This window comes from Streptomyces sp. NBC_00258 (assembly GCF_036182465.1).
Classification (GTDB): Bacteria; Actinomycetota; Actinomycetes; order Streptomycetales; family Streptomycetaceae; genus Streptomyces.
In genome coordinates, this window is record NZ_CP108081.1 from 10,750,688 (window position 1) to 10,767,696 (window position 17,009).

Annotated in this window: 17 protein-coding genes; 9 read left to right on the forward strand and 8 right to left on the reverse strand. The window is 69.9% G+C overall.

What is annotated here, in order from left to right; all coding sequences use genetic code 11:
- Window positions 1–24: 24 nt before the first annotated feature.
- Window positions 25–399: a YciI family protein gene (locus tag OG718_RS47745; RefSeq protein WP_328847129.1), complete on the forward strand. Its 375-nt coding sequence runs from the start codon at window positions 25–27 to the stop codon at window positions 397–399.
- Between the two features lie 13 nt (window positions 400–412).
- The gene (locus OG718_RS47750) at window positions 413–1,609 is read left to right on the forward strand and encodes an RNA polymerase sigma factor (RefSeq protein ID WP_328847130.1); all 1,197 of its coding nucleotides are present in this window, start codon (window positions 413–415) and stop codon (window positions 1,607–1,609) included.
- A 15-nt stretch (window positions 1,610–1,624) separates the two neighbouring features.
- Here OG718_RS47750 and urtE read toward each other — a convergent pair whose 3' ends face one another.
- The 6 genes from urtE to OG718_RS47780 form a co-directional block, all read right to left on the reverse strand.
- Window positions 1,625–2,320: an urea ABC transporter ATP-binding subunit UrtE gene (urtE, locus tag OG718_RS47755; RefSeq protein ID WP_200400635.1), complete on the reverse strand. Its 696-nt coding sequence runs from the start codon at window positions 2,318–2,320 to the stop codon at window positions 1,625–1,627.
- Between the two features lie 7 nt (window positions 2,321–2,327).
- Entirely contained in the window at window positions 2,328–3,146 is an 819-nt protein-coding gene (gene urtD / locus OG718_RS47760; RefSeq protein ID WP_328847131.1) for an urea ABC transporter ATP-binding protein UrtD, read from the reverse strand.
- On the reverse strand, window positions 3,143–4,270 hold the full coding sequence (urtC, locus tag OG718_RS47765; protein WP_328847132.1) for an urea ABC transporter permease subunit UrtC: 1,128 nt from the start codon (window positions 4,268–4,270) through the stop codon (window positions 3,143–3,145). The genes urtD and urtC overlap by 4 nt, the downstream gene beginning before the upstream one ends.
- Complete coding sequence (urtB, locus tag OG718_RS47770) at window positions 4,267–5,163, reverse strand: urea ABC transporter permease subunit UrtB (protein ID WP_055610439.1); 897 nt, start codon at window positions 5,161–5,163, stop codon at window positions 4,267–4,269. Before urtB ends, urtC begins: the two co-directional genes overlap by 4 nt.
- Window positions 5,164–5,235: 72 nt before the next feature.
- Window positions 5,236–6,459, reverse strand: coding sequence for an urea ABC transporter substrate-binding protein (urtA, locus tag OG718_RS47775; protein ID WP_328847962.1), 1,224 nt, complete (start codon window positions 6,457–6,459; stop codon window positions 5,236–5,238).
- Window positions 6,460–6,765: 306 nt separating this feature from the next.
- Complete coding sequence (locus OG718_RS47780; protein WP_328847133.1) at window positions 6,766–7,878, reverse strand: substrate-binding domain-containing protein; 1,113 nt, start codon at window positions 7,876–7,878, stop codon at window positions 6,766–6,768.
- Window positions 7,879–8,081: 203 nt separating this feature from the next.
- Between OG718_RS47780 and OG718_RS47785 the strand changes: the two genes are divergently transcribed.
- The 4 genes from OG718_RS47785 to OG718_RS47800 all read left to right on the forward strand — a co-directional run bounded on the left by OG718_RS47785 (window position 8,082) and on the right by OG718_RS47800 (window position 12,676).
- A complete protein-coding gene (locus OG718_RS47785) occupies window positions 8,082–8,528 on the forward strand; it encodes a MarR family winged helix-turn-helix transcriptional regulator (protein ID WP_443055284.1) in 447 nt (148 codons plus the stop codon).
- Window positions 8,529–8,672: 144 nt separating this feature from the next.
- Window positions 8,673–10,052 (forward strand): aldehyde dehydrogenase family protein, encoded by a 1,380-nt coding sequence (locus tag OG718_RS47790; RefSeq protein WP_328847135.1) that lies wholly within the window; start codon window positions 8,673–8,675, stop codon window positions 10,050–10,052.
- Between the two features lie 196 nt (window positions 10,053–10,248).
- Window positions 10,249–11,133, forward strand: a complete 885-nt coding sequence (locus OG718_RS47795) for a glycoside hydrolase family 19 protein (RefSeq protein WP_143633905.1) — start codon at window positions 10,249–10,251, stop codon at window positions 11,131–11,133.
- A 178-nt stretch (window positions 11,134–11,311) separates the two neighbouring features.
- Entirely contained in the window at window positions 11,312–12,676 is a 1,365-nt protein-coding gene (locus tag OG718_RS47800; RefSeq protein WP_328847136.1) for a phospholipase, read from the forward strand.
- On the opposite strand, the gene OG718_RS47805 is transcribed toward OG718_RS47800, so the two are convergent.
- A complete protein-coding gene (locus OG718_RS47805) occupies window positions 12,664–13,677 on the reverse strand; it encodes a helix-turn-helix transcriptional regulator (RefSeq protein ID WP_328847137.1) in 1,014 nt (337 codons plus the stop codon). The two genes, OG718_RS47800 and OG718_RS47805, sit on opposite strands and share 13 nt — an antisense overlap.
- A gap of 102 nt (window positions 13,678–13,779) precedes the next feature.
- On the opposite strand from OG718_RS47805, the gene OG718_RS47810 reads away from it, so the two are divergent.
- Both OG718_RS47810 and OG718_RS47815 read left to right on the forward strand, forming a co-directional pair.
- Complete coding sequence (locus OG718_RS47810) at window positions 13,780–14,358, forward strand: DinB family protein (RefSeq protein WP_328847138.1); 579 nt, start codon at window positions 13,780–13,782, stop codon at window positions 14,356–14,358.
- Between the two features lie 120 nt (window positions 14,359–14,478).
- Window positions 14,479–15,576 (forward strand): winged helix DNA-binding domain-containing protein, encoded by a 1,098-nt coding sequence (locus tag OG718_RS47815; RefSeq protein WP_328847139.1) that lies wholly within the window; start codon window positions 14,479–14,481, stop codon window positions 15,574–15,576.
- A 73-nt stretch (window positions 15,577–15,649) separates the two neighbouring features.
- On the opposite strand, the gene OG718_RS47820 is transcribed toward OG718_RS47815, so the two are convergent.
- Complete coding sequence (locus tag OG718_RS47820) at window positions 15,650–16,360, reverse strand: dienelactone hydrolase family protein (protein WP_143633916.1); 711 nt, start codon at window positions 16,358–16,360, stop codon at window positions 15,650–15,652.
- Window positions 16,361–16,561: 201 nt separating this feature from the next.
- Here OG718_RS47820 and OG718_RS47825 point away from each other — a divergent pair, with 201 nt between their 5' ends.
- On the forward strand, window positions 16,562–16,993 hold the full coding sequence (locus tag OG718_RS47825) for a VOC family protein (protein WP_328847140.1): 432 nt from the start codon (window positions 16,562–16,564) through the stop codon (window positions 16,991–16,993).
- The last annotated feature ends 16 nt before the right edge of the window (window positions 16,994–17,009 follow it).

Below are 17,009 nucleotides of genomic sequence, written 5' to 3' on the forward strand. Positions count from 1 at the left end.
AGAGACCACCAAGGAGGACACGTCATGAAGCACTACCTGTTGAGCGTGATGCAGCCGGTGGGGGAGCCGCCCGCGCCCGAGGTCCTGGAAGGGATCATGCACGACCTCGATGTCTTCCACGCCGAGCTGAAGGAGGCCGGCGCCTGGGTGTTCGCCGGGGGTCTGCACGGGCCCGAGACGGCCACCGTGCTGCGGGCCGACAAGGGGGACGTACTGATCACCGACGGCCCGTACACCGAGAGCAAGGAGTACCTCGGCGGGATCTGCCTCATCAAGGCACCCGACCTCGACGCGGCGCTCGAATGGGGCCGCAAGGCGACTGTGGCGACCACGCTCCCCATCGAGGTGCGGCCCTTCATGGGCGAGGCCGATGACCGAGGGCCGAGGAGTGAGTACTGAGGGCTGAGAACCGATGACCGCGAAGGCCGCCATCGAGGCCGTCTTCCGCGCGGAATACGGCCGTGCGGTCGCCGTCCTCGTCCGCTTCCTCGGCGACATCGACCTCGCCGAGGAAGCGGTCCAGGACGCGTTCGCCACGGCGGTGCGGAAGTGGCCCGAGACGGGGATCCCGCCGAGCCCGGCCGGGTGGATCATCACCACCGCCCGGAACCGGGCCGTCGACCGGCTGCGCCGCGAGTCCACGCGTGAGGCGCGGCACACCGAGGCGGCCCAGCTGTACGCCCGCGACGCACCGCCCGAGGAGGGCCCCGTGCGCGACGACCGGCTCCGCCTGATCTTCACCTGCTGCCACCCCGCGCTCGCCACCCAGGCCCAGGTCGCTCTGACCCTGCGGCTGCTCGGCGGCCTCACCACCGCCCAGATCGCCCGTGCTTTCCTGGTCCCCGAGTCCACGATGGCCCAGCGCCTGGTCAGGGCCAAGGCCAAGATCCGCGACGCCCGGATCCCCTACCGCGTCCCGCGGGACGCCGACCTCCCGGACCGGGTCAGGGGTGTGCTGGCCGTCGTCTACCTCATCTTCAACGAGGGATACGGCGGCCGGGAGGACCTATGCGCGGAGGCCGTACGCCTCGGCCGCGTCCTCGCCGAGCTGATGCCGGACGAGCCGGAGGTCCTCGGGCTGCTCGCGCTGATGCTCCTGATCGAGGCGCGTCGTCCCGCCCGGGAGACCTCCGACGGAGACCTGGTCCTCCTCTCCGACCAGGACCGCTCCCGGTGGGACCGTGATCTGATCGCCGAGGGGCAGTCCCTCGTACGCCGCTGCCTGCGCCGCGACCAGCCCGGCGCGTACCAGATCCAGGCTGCGATCAACGCCGTCCACAGCGACGCGGCCACCGCGGACGCCACCGACTGGGGCCAGATCCTCGCGCTCTACGATCAGTTGATGGTCCGCGCCCCGAGCCCGGTCGTCGCCCTCAACCGCGCGGTGGCGGTCGCCGAGACCGAGGGCCCGCGCACCGCCCTCGCCCTCGTCGACGCCCTCGAACTCGACGGCTACCACGCCTTCCACGCCGTACGAGCCGACCTGCTGCGGCGCATCGGGCGGCCGACGGAAGCGGCAGCGGCGTGCGAGGCCGCCATCGCACTCACCGAGAACCCGGCCGAGCGCGCCCACCTGGAGCGCCGCAGGACGGAACTCCAGGTGGGGTGAATGCGGAGTGAACCGCTACACGCTCAGCGCCTCCCGCACCGACCGCTCGGCCTCCTGTCCGCCCTCGCCGAACGACGTGACCCGGCCGGCCTCCAGGACGTAGTACCGCTGCGCCGCCCGCATCGCGAAGCCGACGTGCTGTTCGACGAGGAGCACCGAGAGTCCGCCACGGGCGGCCAGCGCGAGGATCGTCTCCTCGATCTCGGCCACGACCGAGGGCTGGATGCCCTCGGTCGGCTCGTCGAGCAGGAGTATCCGAGGCTCCGTCACCAGGGCCCGGGCGATGGCCAGTTGCTGCCGCTGGCCGCCGGAGAGCAACCCGGCCCGTCGCCCCGACAGAGTCCTCAGCGCGGGGAACAGGTCCAGTGCCTCGTCGATCGCGGCCCTGCCGCGCCTGCGGCCGTCCGCGACCAGTTGGAGGTTCTCCGCCGTCGTGAGATGAGGGAAGGCCTGCTGGCCCTGTGGCACGTACGCCATGCCGCGTGCCACGCGTTCATGGGGCTTGCGACGGCCGATGTCCTCGCCGTCGAGACGGATCGCCCCGCTCGACGGGGTGAGCAGCCCCACGGCCGCCCGCAGCAGCGTGCTCTTGCCCGCGCCGTTGTGCCCGAGCACCGCGGCGACGCCGTCGTCCGGCACCTCCACGGAGACTCCGTGCAGGACGAGACTGCGGTGGTAGCCGACCCGGATGTCGTCGATCTCCAGCTTCATGTCCGCCTCACGCCTCCTGTACGGCCGCGCTCTTCGCGGCGCCATCCGCGGGCTCGGGCTCCTCCGGCAGGATCAACTCGGCGTCCTGGACGGCCGCGTGCCCGAGGTACACCTCCTGCACCTTGGGATCGGCCTGCACCTCGGCCACCGTCCCCTCGCTCAGCACCCTGCCCGCGTGCAGCACACTGACGCTGCGCGCGAAGGACCGCATGAAGTCCATGTCGTGCTCGATGACGACCACGGTCCGCTCCTCGCTGATGCGCTCCAACAGCTCACCCGTGGCCTGCCGTTCGTCGTGGCTCATCCCGGCGACCGGCTCGTCGAGCAGTAGCAGCCGAACGTCCTGCACGAGCAGCATGCCGATCTCCAGCCACTGCTTCTGCCCGTGGGCGAGCGTCCCGGCGGGGGAGTCGGCCAGCTCCGCGAGCCCGACCGTCTCCAGCGCACGTGCGACGGGCTCCGGCACGCCCTTGCGGCGCCGCAGCATCGTCAGCATGCCTCGCCCGGCACCGGCCGCGATGTCCAGGTTCTGAAGGACCGTCAACTCCTCGAAGACGGTGGCCGTTTGGAACGTACGGCCGATCCCCGACCGGGCGATGGTGTGCACGCTCCGCCCCAGCAGTTCCGTGCCGCCGAAGAGCACGGAGCCCTCGGCCTTCACGAGACCCGTGACGGCGTCGACGAGCGTGGTCTTGCCCGCGCCGTTGGGTCCGATCAGGAAGCGGAGATCGCCCGGCCGCACGTCGAGATCCACACCGTCCACCGCGGTGAACCCGTCGAAGGACACGTGCAGTCGGCGTATCTCAAGGCCCGAGAGTTCACTCATGCTGCTTCTCCAAGAGGAAGGGCGGGCGTCTTCTCCGTGGTCCCGTCGCCGGCCGAGTCTCCGGTCGCGCGTGACGACCTGCGCCGCCGTACGATCCCCACCAGCGAGGCGAGACCGCCCGGCAGGAACGCCAGGGCCACGATGAACAGCAGCCCCTGGAAGTACGTCCAGGCCGCCGGGAACTCCTCCGACAGCGCCGTCTTCGCCCAGGCCACCCCGACCGCGCCGAGCACCGCGCCCACCAGGCTCGCCCGGCCGCCGACGGCGGCACCGATGACGAACTCGATCGACGGCACGATGCCGATCATCGCGGGGGAGATGATGCCGACCGCCGGCACGAACAGCGCGCCCGCGAGCCCGGCCATACCGGCCGCCACGACGTACGCGACGAGCTTCACGTTCGCGGGGTTGTACCCGAGGAAGCGCACCCGCTCCTCCGAGTCCCGTACGGCGACGAGGAGTTCGCCGTAGCGGCTGTGGATCAGCTGCCGGGCAAGGGCGATCAGCAGCAACAGTGCCGCGGCGATGATGAAGTACACCATCCGCTGGTTGACCGGGTCGTTGAGGTCGTAGCCGAAGAAGCCCTGGATGTCGGTGAGTCCGTTGGTGCCGCCGGTCGTTGCCTGCTGGCCGATCAGCCAGATCGCGAAGGCCGCGGCGAGCGCCTGGCTGAGGATCGCGAAGTACGCGCCCTTCACCCGGCGGCGGAAGATGAACGAGCCGAGGATCGCGGCGACGGCCATCGGCAGCAGCACGGTCGCGGCGAGCGCGAAGAGCGGATTCTCGAACGGCCGCCACCACCAGGGGAGTTCGGTGGCCGTGCCGTACAGCTGCATGAAGTCGGGAAGGTTGCCCGGACCCGCGTCGGCGATCTTCAGATGCATCGCCATGGCGTAGCCGCCGAGCCCGAAGAACACACCCTGCCCGAGCGTGAGCAGTCCACCGCGGCCCCAGGCCAGACAGATGCCGACAGCGACCATCGCGGTGCACAGGTACTTGGCGAGCAGCCCGAGCCGGAAGTCCGAGAGTGCCAGCGGGGCTACGGCGAACAGGGCGACGGCAGCCGCGGCGAATCCGCCCCAGGCACGCGCCGACCGGCCTTTGAACAGGGGCAGCAGGGTCATACCAGACTCCTCGTACGCAGCGTGTACAGCCCCTGGGGCCGCCACTGGAGGAACGCGACGATGGCCACGAGGACGAGCACCTTCGCGACGCTGACGGTGGTGGAGTATTCGAGGACGGACTGCAGGACACCGAGGACGAAGGCGACGATGACCGTCCCCTTGAGCTGTCCGATGCCGCCGACCACGATCACCAGGAACGCGTCGATGATGATGTTGGTGCCCATCGTGGGACCGATCGGGCCGACCAGCGTCAGCGCGACACCGGCCACACCCGCGAGCCCCGACCCGATGAAGAAGGCGGTCCGGTCGACCCGTGAGGTGGAGATGCCGGACACCTCGGCGAGATCCCGGTTCTGCACGACCCCGCGGATCCGCCGGCCGAGCGGAGTCAGCCGCAGCGTCAGGGACAGCGCGACCACGGCCGCGATCGCCAACCCCAGAATGAACAGACGGCTGTTGGCGAAGGTCAGCGGATCGTCGCCGCCGATCACGGTGATGTTCCCGGTGAGGAGATCGGGTGCGCGGGTCTGCACGTTCGGCGCGCCGAAGATGTCCCGGGCCGCCTGCTGGAGCATCAGCGAGACACCCCAGGTGACGAGCAGGGTGTCGAGCGGCCGCAGATACAGACGGCGGATGAGCACCCACTCGAGGAGCGCGCCGAGTGCGCCGGCGACCAGGAAGGCGACAGGCAGCGCGACGAGCAGCGAGAGGCCGGCACTGGAGATGGACTTCTGGAGTACGTACGTGGTGTAGGCGCCGGCCATGATGAACTCGCCGTGGGCCATGTTGATGACGTTCATCTGGCCGAAGGTGAGCGAGAGACCGAGCGCGATGAGCAGCAGGACGGCACCGATGCTGATGCCGGTGAAGGTCTGACCGAGGATCACGGTCATACGGCGGCTCCGGGGAGGCGGGACGCGGGGCCGGCCCTCTCTTCGGAAGGCCGGCCCGCACGTGACGGTCGGTCAGGAGAGGCCGGAGGCCCAGGGGTAGCCCTTCAGATACGGGTCCGGCTTGATCGCCTTGCCGGAGTCCCACACCTGCTCGATCAGCCCGTCGGTGCCGATCTTCCCGATCCGGGCGGTCTTGTAGATGTGCTGGCTCGCGCCGTCCACGGTGACCTCGCCCTCGGGAGCGTCGAAGGTGATACCGTCCGAGGCCGCCTTCACCTTCTCCGGGTCGAAGGACTTGGCCTTCTCGACCATCGCCTTCCACAGGTAGACCGAGGTGTACGCGGCCTCCATCGGGTCACTGGTCGGCTTGTCCTGGCCGTACTTGGCCTTGTACGCCTTCACGAACTTGGTGTTCGCCTCGCCCGCGGTCGTCTGGTAGTAGTTCCAGGCCGTCAACTGGCCCGCCAGGTACTGCGATCCGATCGACTTGACCTCTTCCTCGGCGATCGACACCGAGACCACCGGCATGCTCTTGGCGGTCAGATCGGCCGACTTGTACTCCTTGAAGAAGGCCACGTTCGAGTCGCCGTTGAGGGTGTTGAAGACCGCGTCGGCCTTCGACGCCTTCACCTTGTTGGCGATGGTGCTGAACTCGGTGGAACCCAGCGGCGCGTAGTCCTCGCCGAGCACCTTCATGCCATTGGCCTTCGCGTACGCCTTGATGATCTTGTTGGCGGTGCGCGGGAAGACGTAGTCGCTGCCGACGAGGTAAATGCTCTTCTCGCCCTGGCTCTTGAGGTAGTCGAGCGCCGGGACGATCTGCTGGTTGGTGGTGGCACCCGTGTAGAAGATGTACGGGGACTCCTCAAGTCCCTCGTACTGCACGGGATAGAACAGCAGTGACTTGTTCTTCTCGAAGACGGGCTTCACGGCCTTGCGGCTCGCGGAGGTCCAGCAGCCGAAGGTGGCCGCGACCCGGTCCTCCTTGATGAGCTTGTTCGCCTTCTCCGCGAACGTCGGCCAGTCGGAGGCGCCGTCCTCGCTGATCGGCCTGACCTTCTTGCCGAGCACTCCGCCCGAGGCGTTGATCTCGTCGATCGCCAGCTTCAGCGAGTCGCGTACGGTCACCTCGCTGATCGCCATGGTGCCGGAGAGCGAGTTGAGCAGGCCCACCTTGACCGTGTCGCCGCTCGTGTCGGCCTTGGCGGCCGCGTCGGACGAGCCGCCCGCGGCGTCGGTCTTGGCGCCGCACGCGGAGAGCACGACGACGGCGGTGAGCGCGGCGGCGCCCGCCATCACCCGGCGTCGGGAAGGACCGGACCCCTTGAAACTCTTGAAACGACTGGAACCGCTGGAACCGCTGGAACCGCTGGACAAAAGAACCCCCTCGGGCTGGGAGGACGACCTCCTCCTGAAGTGCGGTCCACAGCCTCAAGTCACCCTGTTTCCACGGTGTTTCGCGGTACTTTCCCGGCGGTATCTTCCGGCTCTCATCGGGAAACAAAAAATGCCCGGGGCGGAATTCTTCGCATGAATTCACAGTTCGCCCGAGGCATTCTAATTACTTCCTGCGGGAAGTATCTTCGCGAAAGCGCGGACATGTCAAGGCCTGGTTTCGTGAAGATCCAGCTGGGCCACGACGTCGAAGTCCACGCCGTCCGCCCGTGCCAGGTAGATGCGCTGGCGCACGTGGCTGCCGCGCAGATGGAGCAGCCCGCGCGGCCCCTCGTACGAGACGGTGTCCGCCGCCGCGCCGATCGCGGTGACATCGAGGGTCCTGGCCCGGTCGATGAGCGCGGCGAGCAGCAGGACTCCCTCGTAACACGATTCGCCGAGGCTGCCGAGGACCGGTGCCTCGACTCCGTACCGTCCGGCGTACTGTCCGTGGAAGTCGAGGGTGTCCTGATTGGCGAGGGAGGCGAAGAACCCGGCCGTGCTGTAGAGGCCGGCGGTGGCCGTGGGGCCGCTCGCCATCAGCATGTTCTCGTCCATCAGGGTGCTGAGCCGAAGACACCGCTCGTCGAGGCCGGACGCGGCGAACGCCCGGTTGAACCTGACCGCGTCGCTGCCCACGAGCAGCATCAGCACGGCGTCCGCCTCCGACCGCTCGATCCGCCGCAGCACCCCGTCGAAGTCGTGCGTGCCCAGCGGCAGATACGCCTCCGCGCAGATACCGCCGCCCGACTCGCGCGCGTAGCGGTGTGCCGCCCGGGCCGTACGGAGGGGCCACACATAGTCGTTGCCCACGACGAACCACCGGCGCACCCGGTGCTCACGGGCCAACAGCCGCATGGCGGGCCGCAGTTGGTCGTTCGGGGTCTCGCTCGTCAGGAACACCCCGGCCGTGTCCTCGCCGCCCTCGTACAGCGCCGTATACACGTACGGCACGCGGTGGGCGATCCGCGGTGCCAGCTTCTGGCGTACGGAGGAGATGTGCCACCCCGTGACGCCCTGCACGATGCCGAGCTCGACCAGCGCCTCGACGTTCTCGGCGATGCGGTGCGGCTCGGCCCCGCCGTCGACCGGCAGCAGCCGCAGCTCCTTGCCGAGCACCCCGCCCGAGCGGTTGACCTCCTCCGCGGCGAGCCGCGCGCACAACTCGCACGTGGGCCCGAAGATCCCCGCGGCTCCCTGCATGGGAAAGACCAGCGCCACGCTGACGACCGAGTCGTCGGCCGTGAACCAGTCGAGCGGAGGCGGGTCGAGCCGGACCATGGAGGCATGATTCCGGGAACGCCCGGTGAACTCCAATCCGTCTCGGGGTACGGTCCGCGCCCGCGGCGCCGGAGATCTGCGCCCGACCGGTGTGCGGCGGCCGGGCCCCGACATGCGGTGCGCGCGTGCGGCGGCAGATGTGGGAGATCCTTGTGGGAAGCGGGACTTGTACGATGTGCTGACCCCCGGGAGCGAGGAGAAGGATGCCGACCCCACCTCCGCGTCGGTCTCAGGACCTCATGCACCTCTTGACGCGGGCCGAACGACTGGCGGCGCGCCGGCTCCAGGCCGCCCTGGACGAACACGGCTGCTCGCTCGACGCCTGGCGTGTGCTCTCCCTGCTCGCCGACGGTGAGGGCCACCCGATGGCGGCGGTCGCCGAAGCGGCCTTCCTGCCGCCCCCGACCCTCACCAAACTGGTCGACCAGCTCGTCGACCAGAACCTCGTCTACCGACGCGTCGACCCCCTGGACCGGCGTCGCATCCTCGCCCACCTCACCCCGCGCGGCGAGGACCACTGGCGGCGCGTCGACCGCGAGGTCCGCGCCCAGTGGCCCGTCCTGAGCGACGGCGACGACGAACTGCTGCGGGGGCTGCTGAACCGGCTCGCGGACACGCTCGACGGAGCGACGGCCGAGTCCTCGGTGTAGGCGGAAAAGGGTTCCGTCGGCCGGCCGACGTTCTCGTCGTGCGTGGCCGTTGCGCCCTCGGTGTGATCTGTGACGCTCATGGCCACTTGCTTCGCGTGGTGCGGAATCATGATGCCGTATAAATGGTTGGCATATACATCGAGCTTGCCGCTCGACCCCACCGCACGCGGGCCACCGGCCCGCTCCGACCAGCGAGGCACCGTGAACCAGCCCACCCCCGAGCAGCCCGCCGACGTCGTGGCCCGGCTGCGCGCCACCTTCCGCTCCGGCCGCACCAAGCCCGTCGTATGGCGCACCACCCAGCTGCGGCGCCTGCGCGAGCTGCTCACCGTGCACGGCGAGGACCTGGCCGCGGCCCTCCACGCCGACCTGGGCAAGAGCTCCACCGAGGCGTTCCGCACCGAGATCAACTTCGTGGTGCGGGAGATCGACCACACGCTGGAGCACCTCGACGAGTGGCTGTGCCCCGAGTCCGCCCCCGTCCCCGCCCACCTCGGCGAGGACGCCACCGCCTGGACGCGGTACGACCCGCTCGGTGTCGTCCTGGTCATCGCCCCCTGGAACTACCCGGCGCAACTCCTGCTCGCGCCGATGCTCGGTGCGCTCGCCGCCGGCAACGCGGTCGTCGTAAAGCCCAGTGAGCTGGCTCCGGCCACCTCGGCCTTCATCGCCCGGTTCCTGCCGGAGTACCTGGACCCCGCCGCGGTCGCCGTCGTCGAGGGTGGCATCCCCGAGACCACGGCCCTGCTGGCGGAGCGCTTCGACCACATCTTCTACACCGGCAACGGCACCGTCGGCCGCATCGTCATGACCGCCGCCGCCCAGCACCTCACCCCGGTCACCCTCGAACTCGGCGGCAAGTCCCCGGCGTTCGTCGACCGGGACGCAGACCTGTCCATCGTCGCCGACCGCCTGGCCCGCGGCAAGTTCCTCAACGCCGGGCAGACCTGCGTCGCGCCCGACTACGTACTCACCGACCCGGAGACGGCCCGAGCCCTGGAACCGGCTCTGGCCAAGGCCGTCGAGGGCCTGTACGGAACCGACGCCGCCGCCTCCACCGAGTACGGCCGAATCGTCAACGAGCGGCACTTCGACCGCCTCAGTGGACTGCTCGACTCCGGCCGTGTCGTGGTCGGCGGTGACAGCGACCGCGCCACCAAGTACATCGCGCCGACCGTTCTGGCCGACGTCGACCCGAGCTCGCCGGTCATGGGCGAGGAGATCTTCGGCCCGGTCCTGCCGATCGTGACCGTGGCAGGGCTGGACGAGGCCGTCGAGTTCATCAACGACCGTGACAAGCCCCTGGCTCTGTACGTCTTCACCGAGTCCGACGTCACCCGCGAGCGACTCGCCGCCGAAACGTCCTCCGGCGGACTCGGCTTCGGCCTGCCGCTCGCCCATCTCACCGTCTCCGACCTGCCGTTCGGCGGCGTCGGCGAGAGCGGCATGGGCAACTACCACGGCCGCTACTCCATCGAGACGTTCAGCCACCGCAAGGCGGTGCTGGAGAAGCCGCTGAGCTGAACCGGAGCGGCCGCGGGGCGGGTTGACTGGTCTACACCTTTGACTGGTCCAGACCAAGGGAGTTGAGTGTGCCTCCACACCCCCCACCACGGCCGCCCCGTACGCCGTGGCCGGTCACACCGGCCTGCGCGCACAAGGTTCCGCTTCGCTCTGCCCGCGTACGGGCGCGGCCGTGCTCCGCCAAGGAGTTGGTCCTGTGTCGAGGCGTCGTATCTCCGCGTTCGTTGCCGCGCTCATGCTCGCAAGCGCCGCGCCGGTGCTCCTGCCGGCGTCGAGCGCGTCCGCGGCGGCCTGTTCGAGCTACCCGAGCTGGGTGGCCGGCAAGTCCTACGTCACCGGCAACATCGTCCGCTACACCGACGGCAAGGCCTACATAGCCGAGCACGACAACCCGGGCTACGACCCCACCATCAGCACCTGGTACTGGGAGCCGTACGCCTGTGACGGAGGCACCAACCCCTCCGGCTTCGTCGTGAGCGAGGCGCAGTTCAACCAGATGTTCCCGAGCCGGAACTCCTTCTACACGTACAGCGGGCTGAAGGCTGCGATGAGCGCCTATCCGGCGTTCGCGAACACCGGCAGTGACACGGTGAAGAAGCAGGAGGCCGCGGCTTTCCTCGCCAACGTCAGCCACGAGACCGGCGGTCTCGTCCACATCGTCGAGCAGAACACCGCGAACTACCCCCACTACTGCGACTGGGGCCAGCCGTACGGCTGCCCGGCCGGCCAGGCCGCGTACTACGGCCGCGGACCGATCCAGCTCAGCTGGAACTTCAACTACAAGGCCGCCGGTGACGCGCTGGGCATCGACCTCCTGGGCAACCCCTGGCTCGTGCAGAACGACGCCGCCGTGGCCTGGAAGACCGGCCTCTGGTACTGGAACACCCAGAACGGCCCCGGCACCATGACCGGCCACAACGCCATGGTCAACGGTGCGGGCTTCGGCCAGACCATCCGCAGCATCAACGGCTCCCTTGAGTGCGACGGCAAGAACCCCGCCCAGGTGCAGAGCCGGGTGAACAACTACCAGCGGTTCACCCAGATCCTCGGCACGACGCCGGGCAACAACCTGTACTGCTGAGGTACCGCCCGGGTACCCCGGGCGGCCGTGGGGCGGCGGCTCGATGTCGCCGCCCTGTCCGGCCGGTCCAGGCTATTGACCGGTACATACCAAGCCGATTGAGTGTCCCGCGCAGACCCCCCATTTCCCGGCTGCCGCTTCCGGCGCCGTCGCGCTGCTGAAAGGGACCCCGACCGACATGCGGATGCATCGCCCCCTGCTCGCCCTCACCGCCGCCGGAGCGGCACTCACCTCCGTCCTGACCGCCCCCGCCCACTCGGCGGCGGTCCCGACGGGAGGAGTGTTCTACGTGCAGAGCGCGGTCACCGGCCTGAACGCCGCCGACAGCGGGGGAGCGGTCGTCCAGCGCAACCCCAAGGGCAACGAGGACCGGCAGCAGTGGACGCTCCGGTCGAGCGGCGCGTCGTACGTGCTGGAGAGCACCGACACGGCGGGCAGCTGCCTCGGCCGCTCCGGCGGTCAGGCGAGAACCGTGGCCTGTACGAGCGGCGACGCCCCGTGGGAGATCACGGCGACGGGAACCGACCAGTACCGGCTCAAAGTCCCGGGCGCCGACCAGTACCTGACGGTCGCCGCGAAGCCGTCCGGCTCCAACTACCCCGCCCAACTGGCCCTGGGCGCCGCGGGGAACCAGGCCTCCTGGTACCTCACTCCCACGACGTCCCCGACTTCCCCGATGCCGTCCCCGGACCAACGCACCCTGGACCAGGTCACGTTCCTCACGTCCCACAACGCCTACGCGAACGGCGTCGACGGCGGATTCGCGCCACCCTTCATCAACCTCGTCCCGAACCAGAGCCGGGGAATCAACCAACAACTCACCGACGGCGTACGCGGGTTCATGCTGGACATCCACCAGACCTCAGACGGCGCGATCCTCTGCCACAACAGCTGCACCCTCGTCAGTCGGCCCGTCGCGCTGTGGGTGGACATCCAGCGCATGGTCGACTACCTGAAGGCGAACCCGAACGAGTTCGTCACCGTCTTCCTGGAGGACTACGTCGACCCGGGCGTCCTGCGCAGCGAACTGGCCCGCGTGAACGGCCTGTCCGACGTGTTGTACCGCCCCGACCAGACCGGTGTCCGCACCAACGGCTGGCCGAAGATGTCGGAACTCATCGCGGCCAACGACCGCCTCCTCATCTTCACCGACCACAGCCGCTCCGCCGACCAGTCCGCCGGCCTCACCCGCGACAGCTTCGGAGTGATGTACCAGCGTGAGTGGACCGTGGAGAACTACTGGTCGATGGGCTCGGGTCTCGGCAGCTCCAACTGGTCCTGCTACAGCCGCTGGTACGACGCCAACACGAACGTTCCCCTCACCGCCACGGCGCCGCCGTTCCGGCCGCTCTTCGTCATGAACCACTTCCGTGACGCCGCGATCGCCTCCACGGCCACCACCGACAACACCAAACTCACCGACAGGGCCCAGCGCTTCTGCCAGCCCGCCGCCCGCAAGAAGCCCAACTTCCTCGCCGTGGACCGGTACGACCTCGGGAACCCGGCGGCCGCGGTGTCGACGCTGAACGGCTACACGTACTGACGCTTCTCGCCGAGTGGGCCCGTCGCCGCGTTCGCGTAGCGGCGGGCCAGGTGCGCGAAGGCGTCCTTCAGCTCAGCCGGGCCGACGACCTCGATGTCGGCGTCGAACCTGCCGATGTCCGCGGCCAGACCGGGCCACGACCACGAGCCCAGGACCAGTCGGCAGCGGTCGGGGCCGAGCTCCTCGACGACTCCGTCCCGGGAGTAGCGGGACACCTCGGCGGCGGGGAGACGGAGGATCACCTCGCCGCGGCAGGGCCAGTCGACCGAGCCGTCGGAGCCGCGGAACCGGCCGGCCACGAAGGCGGCCACATCCCCGCCGGGCAGCTCGCGCGGTGTGAACCGGGGCCCTGTCGGGACGCGCGGGGTGATCCGGTCGGCGCGGAAGGTGCGCCAGTCCTCGCGGTCGAGGTCCCAGGCGACGAGGTACCAGCGCCCGCCCCAGGTGACGAGGTGGTGGGGCTGCACCCGGCGCGGTGCGGTCATGGCGGGATCGTCGTCGCCGGCTCCCGGTGGGGAGGCGTAGTCGAAGCGCAGCACCTCGCGCGCGTGGACGGCGGCGCCGAGTGCCATGAGTACGCCACTGCTGACCTGCGACTCCGGGCCGGTCGCGGACCGTCCGACGGCGGTGACCTGGAGCATGTCGATCCGGTGGCGCAGCCGTGCGGGCATGACCTGCCGGACGGTGGTCAGCGCACGCGCCGCGGCCTCCTCGATGCCGGCGCCGGTGGTCGTGGCGATCCGGAGTGCGACGGCGAGCGCGACGGCCTGCTCGTCGTCGAACAGCAGCGGCGGCAGGTCGGATCCGGCGTCGAGACGGTACCCACCCTCGGGCCCCTTGAAGGCCACGATGGGATAGCCCAGCTCGCGCAGACGGTCGACATCGCGCCGCACGGTACGCGGACTGATGTCCAGCCGCTCCGCCAGCAGCGCCCCCGGCCAGTCCCGGCGCGCCTGGAGCAGCGAGAGCAGTGACAGCAGTCGGGCTGATGTCTTCGGCATGACACCCATACTGCCCCGAGAAGAGGACACTCCCTGTCCGCTTCTGCTGCGACCGTCGTTCTCGTACCGAAAGACGAGAACGAGGCAGAAGGACCGATCACTGTGACCGCCATGACCACGCCCCCTTCCACCCCCGACGCCGAGCGGGCCGACCTGATCGCCGCGCTCGCGACCGCGCGGGAAGCCCTGACCAACACCGTGCGCGGGCTCAGCGACGAGCAGGCCGGTGAGCGCCCGACCGTCAGCGCGCTGTGCCTGGGCGGGCTGATCAAGCACGTCGCTTCCATCGAGGAGGGATGGATGCGCTTCGTGGTCGACGGCCCGTCGGCGATGAGCTACGACCTGCCCGACGGCGTCACCTGGGCCGACTTCGCGGCCGGCACCGCACGCGAGTTCCCACAGTGGATGATCGACCACCAGAACGACTTCCTGATGCTGCCCGGCGAGACGCTGGCCGGAATCGTAGAGCGCTACGAGCAGGTCGCCGCCCACAGCGAGAAGATCATCGCCTCCGTGCCCGACCTCTCGGCGGCACATCCGCTGCCGGAGGCGCCCTGGCACGAGCCGGGAGCCGTGCGCAGTGTGCGCCGGGTGCTGGCGCACGTCATCGCCGAGACCGCCCAGCACGCCGGGCACGCGGACATCCTGCGCGAGACGCTCGACGGGAAGAAGTCGACCTGACACCGATGGATCCCGACCGGGTCGGGCCCCGCCCCGACCCGGTCCCGACCTCGGAATCCTGCACACACTCGAAGGGAAAATGCTCACCATGAGGTTCGGACAGACCGCGGGGGCGACCGGATGACCGTTCTCGACACCCGGGCACTCAACCGGGCAACGCTGGCACGGCAGTTGCTGCTCGACCGCGCCGACATGCCGGTGCTCGACGCCGTCGCGCACCTCGGCGGTCTGCAAGCGCAGGAACCGCAGGAACCGTTCGTCGGGCTCTGGTCACGGCTGCGCGCGTTCGACCCGGCGGTGCTCTCGGACCTCCTGACCGCGCGGAGTGTGGTGCGCACCCACCTCATGCGCCGCACCGTCCACCTCGTCACCGCCGACGACGTCCTGGCCTGGCGGGCCCGCCACGACGCCATGCTGCGCCAACGGGTACTCGGGGTCTACCGGAGCGAACTCGCCGGAGTGGATCTCGACGAACTCGCGGCGGCGGGCCGGGCCGTCATGGCCGACGGCGAGCCCCGCTCGATGAGCGAACTGGCGCGGGCACTCGCCGACCGCTGGCCGAAGCCGGGGCCGCGGCCACTGGGCGAACTACTGGTCGCCGCCCTCATCCCGATGGTGCAACTGCCACCGCGCGGACTGTGGCGCACACGGGCGGGAGTGCGCAATCTCCCACTCGCCTCCTGGCTCGGTCGTGAGATCGACCCGTCGGCCCCGGACGGCTCCGATCCCGTGGGCCAGGCGCTGGTGCGGCGGTATCTGGCCGCGTTCGGCCCCGCCGCCTCTGCCGACCTGCGCGCCTGGAGCGGCCTCGCCGGCCTGCCGGCGGCGATCACCGCCGTACGGGAGGAACTGGTGACCTTCCGCGACGAGCGAGGCCGGGAACTGCTGGACCTTCCCGACGCACCGCGACCCGACCCCGACACACCCGCCCCGGCGCGGTTCCTGCCGGCGTTCGACAACGCGATCCTCGGTTACCACGACCGCGGCCGGATCATCGACGACGCCCATCGCGGGCTGTCGGTCGCCGGCGCTCGCGTGGTCCTGGTCGACGGCCGGGTCGCCGCGACCTGGACCGTGGAGGCGGACACCGTGCTGGTCACCCCGCTGCGCCGCCTCTCCCGGGCCGACCGCACCGACGTGGCCGAGCAGGGGCGGGAGTTGGCCGCGTTCCTCTCCGACAACGAGAGCCACCGTGTACGGATCGTCGCGTCCGCCTGAGCAGCGATCCACCCGTGAGTGACGCGGGTCCGTCCGCGACCCGCGTCACGGCACCGTCGTACCGCCGCTCCGGTCAGCCCAGTTGCGCGTGCAGGAAGTCCACCGTGCTCCGCCAGGCCAGGGCCGACGACTCGGGCTCGTGGACCTCGGGGCGGCCGTCGTTGAAGAAGGCGTGGTCGGCGGGGTAGACGCGGAAGTCCGGAGTGATGCCCGACTGCTCGCGGATCGTGTCGCGGAGCGGGGCGAGGGAGTCGACGGGAATGGCCGAGTCGCGTTCGCCGTAGTGGCCGAGGATCTGCGCCTTGAGGCCGGAGAAGTCGGGGGTCTCGCCCTGGATGACACCGTAGAAAGGGACGGCGGCGTGGACACGCGGGTCGGTGGCGGCCTGGTAGAGGACGAAACCACCGCCCATGCAGAAGCCGACCGAGCCGACGGTCTCGGAGGTGACCTCGGGCATCGCCAGCAGATGGTCGACGGCGCCGGAGAGCAGCTCGACGCCGCGCGCCACGGGCAGGTCCTGCATCATGCGGAACGCCTCGGCGCTGTCATGGGCGACATTGCCGCCGTACAGGTCGGGAGCCAGCGCCACGAAACCCTCCTTCGCCAGGCGCTCGGTGACGTCCGCGATGTGGTCGGTGAGGCCCCACCACTCCTGGATCACGATGACGCCGGGCCCCTGTCCGGAGGGCGGCAGAGCCAGATAACCGTGCGCGGTGGTGCCGCCGCTCGGGAAGGTGACGTTCTGGTGGGCGGGGGCCCCGGTCGACCTGGGCGTCTCGGACATGGTGTGTCACTCCTGTCGCTTGATCTTGACTCCAGCATGCAGGAGGCGGGTACGGCGGTGGCACGCGGCCCCCTGCCCGGGCGGGCATCGCAGGTCACCGTCCGAAGCCGGCCCGCACGACCACTCCCGCCGATGCCGTATCCTCGCGTGTTACGTATAACCCTCCTCGTGTCCTGTCCCTTCGCTCCCCGAGAGGCTCCGATGAAACGCGTCGCCCTGGTCACCCTCGTCGTCGACGACTACGACGAGGCGATCCGCTTCTACACCGAGGTCCTCGGATTCCGGCTCGCCGAGGACACCCCGCGACCCGACGGATCCCGCTGGGTCGTCGTGGAGCCGGACACCGGCGCACACGGCACCGGGCTCCTGCTCGCCCGGGCCAAGGACGAGGCACAGCGCGCCCGGGTCGGCGACCAGACAGGCGGCCGCGTCGGCTTCTTCCTGCACACCGACGACTTCGCCCGCGACCACGCACGGATGACCGCGGCGGGCGTGACCTTCCTGGAGGAGCCGCGACACGAGACGTACGGCTCGGTCGTCGTCTTCCAGGACCTGTACGGAAACCGGTGGGACCTGCTGCAGCCCGCCGCATCCGACCCGCGACCCGCCGCACCCGACGAAACCGCCCAGTGACCATCACTCCCCACCC

Coding starts and splice junctions, on each gene's coding strand:
- OG718_RS47745 (WP_328847129.1), top strand. CDS start 25: ATGAAGCACTACCTGTTGAGCGTGATGCAGCCGGTGGGGGAGCCGCCC.
- OG718_RS47750 (WP_328847130.1), top strand. CDS start 413: ATGACCGCGAAGGCCGCCATCGAGGCCGTCTTCCGCGCGGAATACGGC.
- urtE (WP_200400635.1), bottom strand. CDS start 2,320: ATGAAGCTGGAGATCGACGACATCCGGGTCGGCTACCACCGCAGTCTC.
- urtD (WP_328847131.1), bottom strand. CDS start 3,146: ATGAGTGAACTCTCGGGCCTTGAGATACGCCGACTGCACGTGTCCTTC.
- urtC (WP_328847132.1), bottom strand. CDS start 4,270: ATGACCCTGCTGCCCCTGTTCAAAGGCCGGTCGGCGCGTGCCTGGGGC.
- urtB (WP_055610439.1), bottom strand. CDS start 5,163: ATGACCGTGATCCTCGGTCAGACCTTCACCGGCATCAGCATCGGTGCC.
- urtA (WP_328847962.1), bottom strand. CDS start 6,459: ATGGCGGGCGCCGCCGCGCTCACCGCCGTCGTCGTGCTCTCCGCGTGC.
- OG718_RS47780 (WP_328847133.1), bottom strand. CDS start 7,878: ATGGTCCGGCTCGACCCGCCTCCGCTCGACTGGTTCACGGCCGACGAC.
- OG718_RS47785 (WP_443055284.1), top strand. CDS start 8,082: ATGCCGACCCCACCTCCGCGTCGGTCTCAGGACCTCATGCACCTCTTG.
- OG718_RS47800 (WP_328847136.1), top strand. CDS start 11,312: ATGCGGATGCATCGCCCCCTGCTCGCCCTCACCGCCGCCGGAGCGGCA.
- OG718_RS47805 (WP_328847137.1), bottom strand. CDS start 13,677: ATGCCGAAGACATCAGCCCGACTGCTGTCACTGCTCTCGCTGCTCCAG.
- OG718_RS47815 (WP_328847139.1), top strand. CDS start 14,479: ATGACCGTTCTCGACACCCGGGCACTCAACCGGGCAACGCTGGCACGG.
- OG718_RS47820 (WP_143633916.1), bottom strand. CDS start 16,360: ATGTCCGAGACGCCCAGGTCGACCGGGGCCCCCGCCCACCAGAACGTC.
- OG718_RS47825 (WP_328847140.1), top strand. CDS start 16,562: ATGAAACGCGTCGCCCTGGTCACCCTCGTCGTCGACGACTACGACGAG.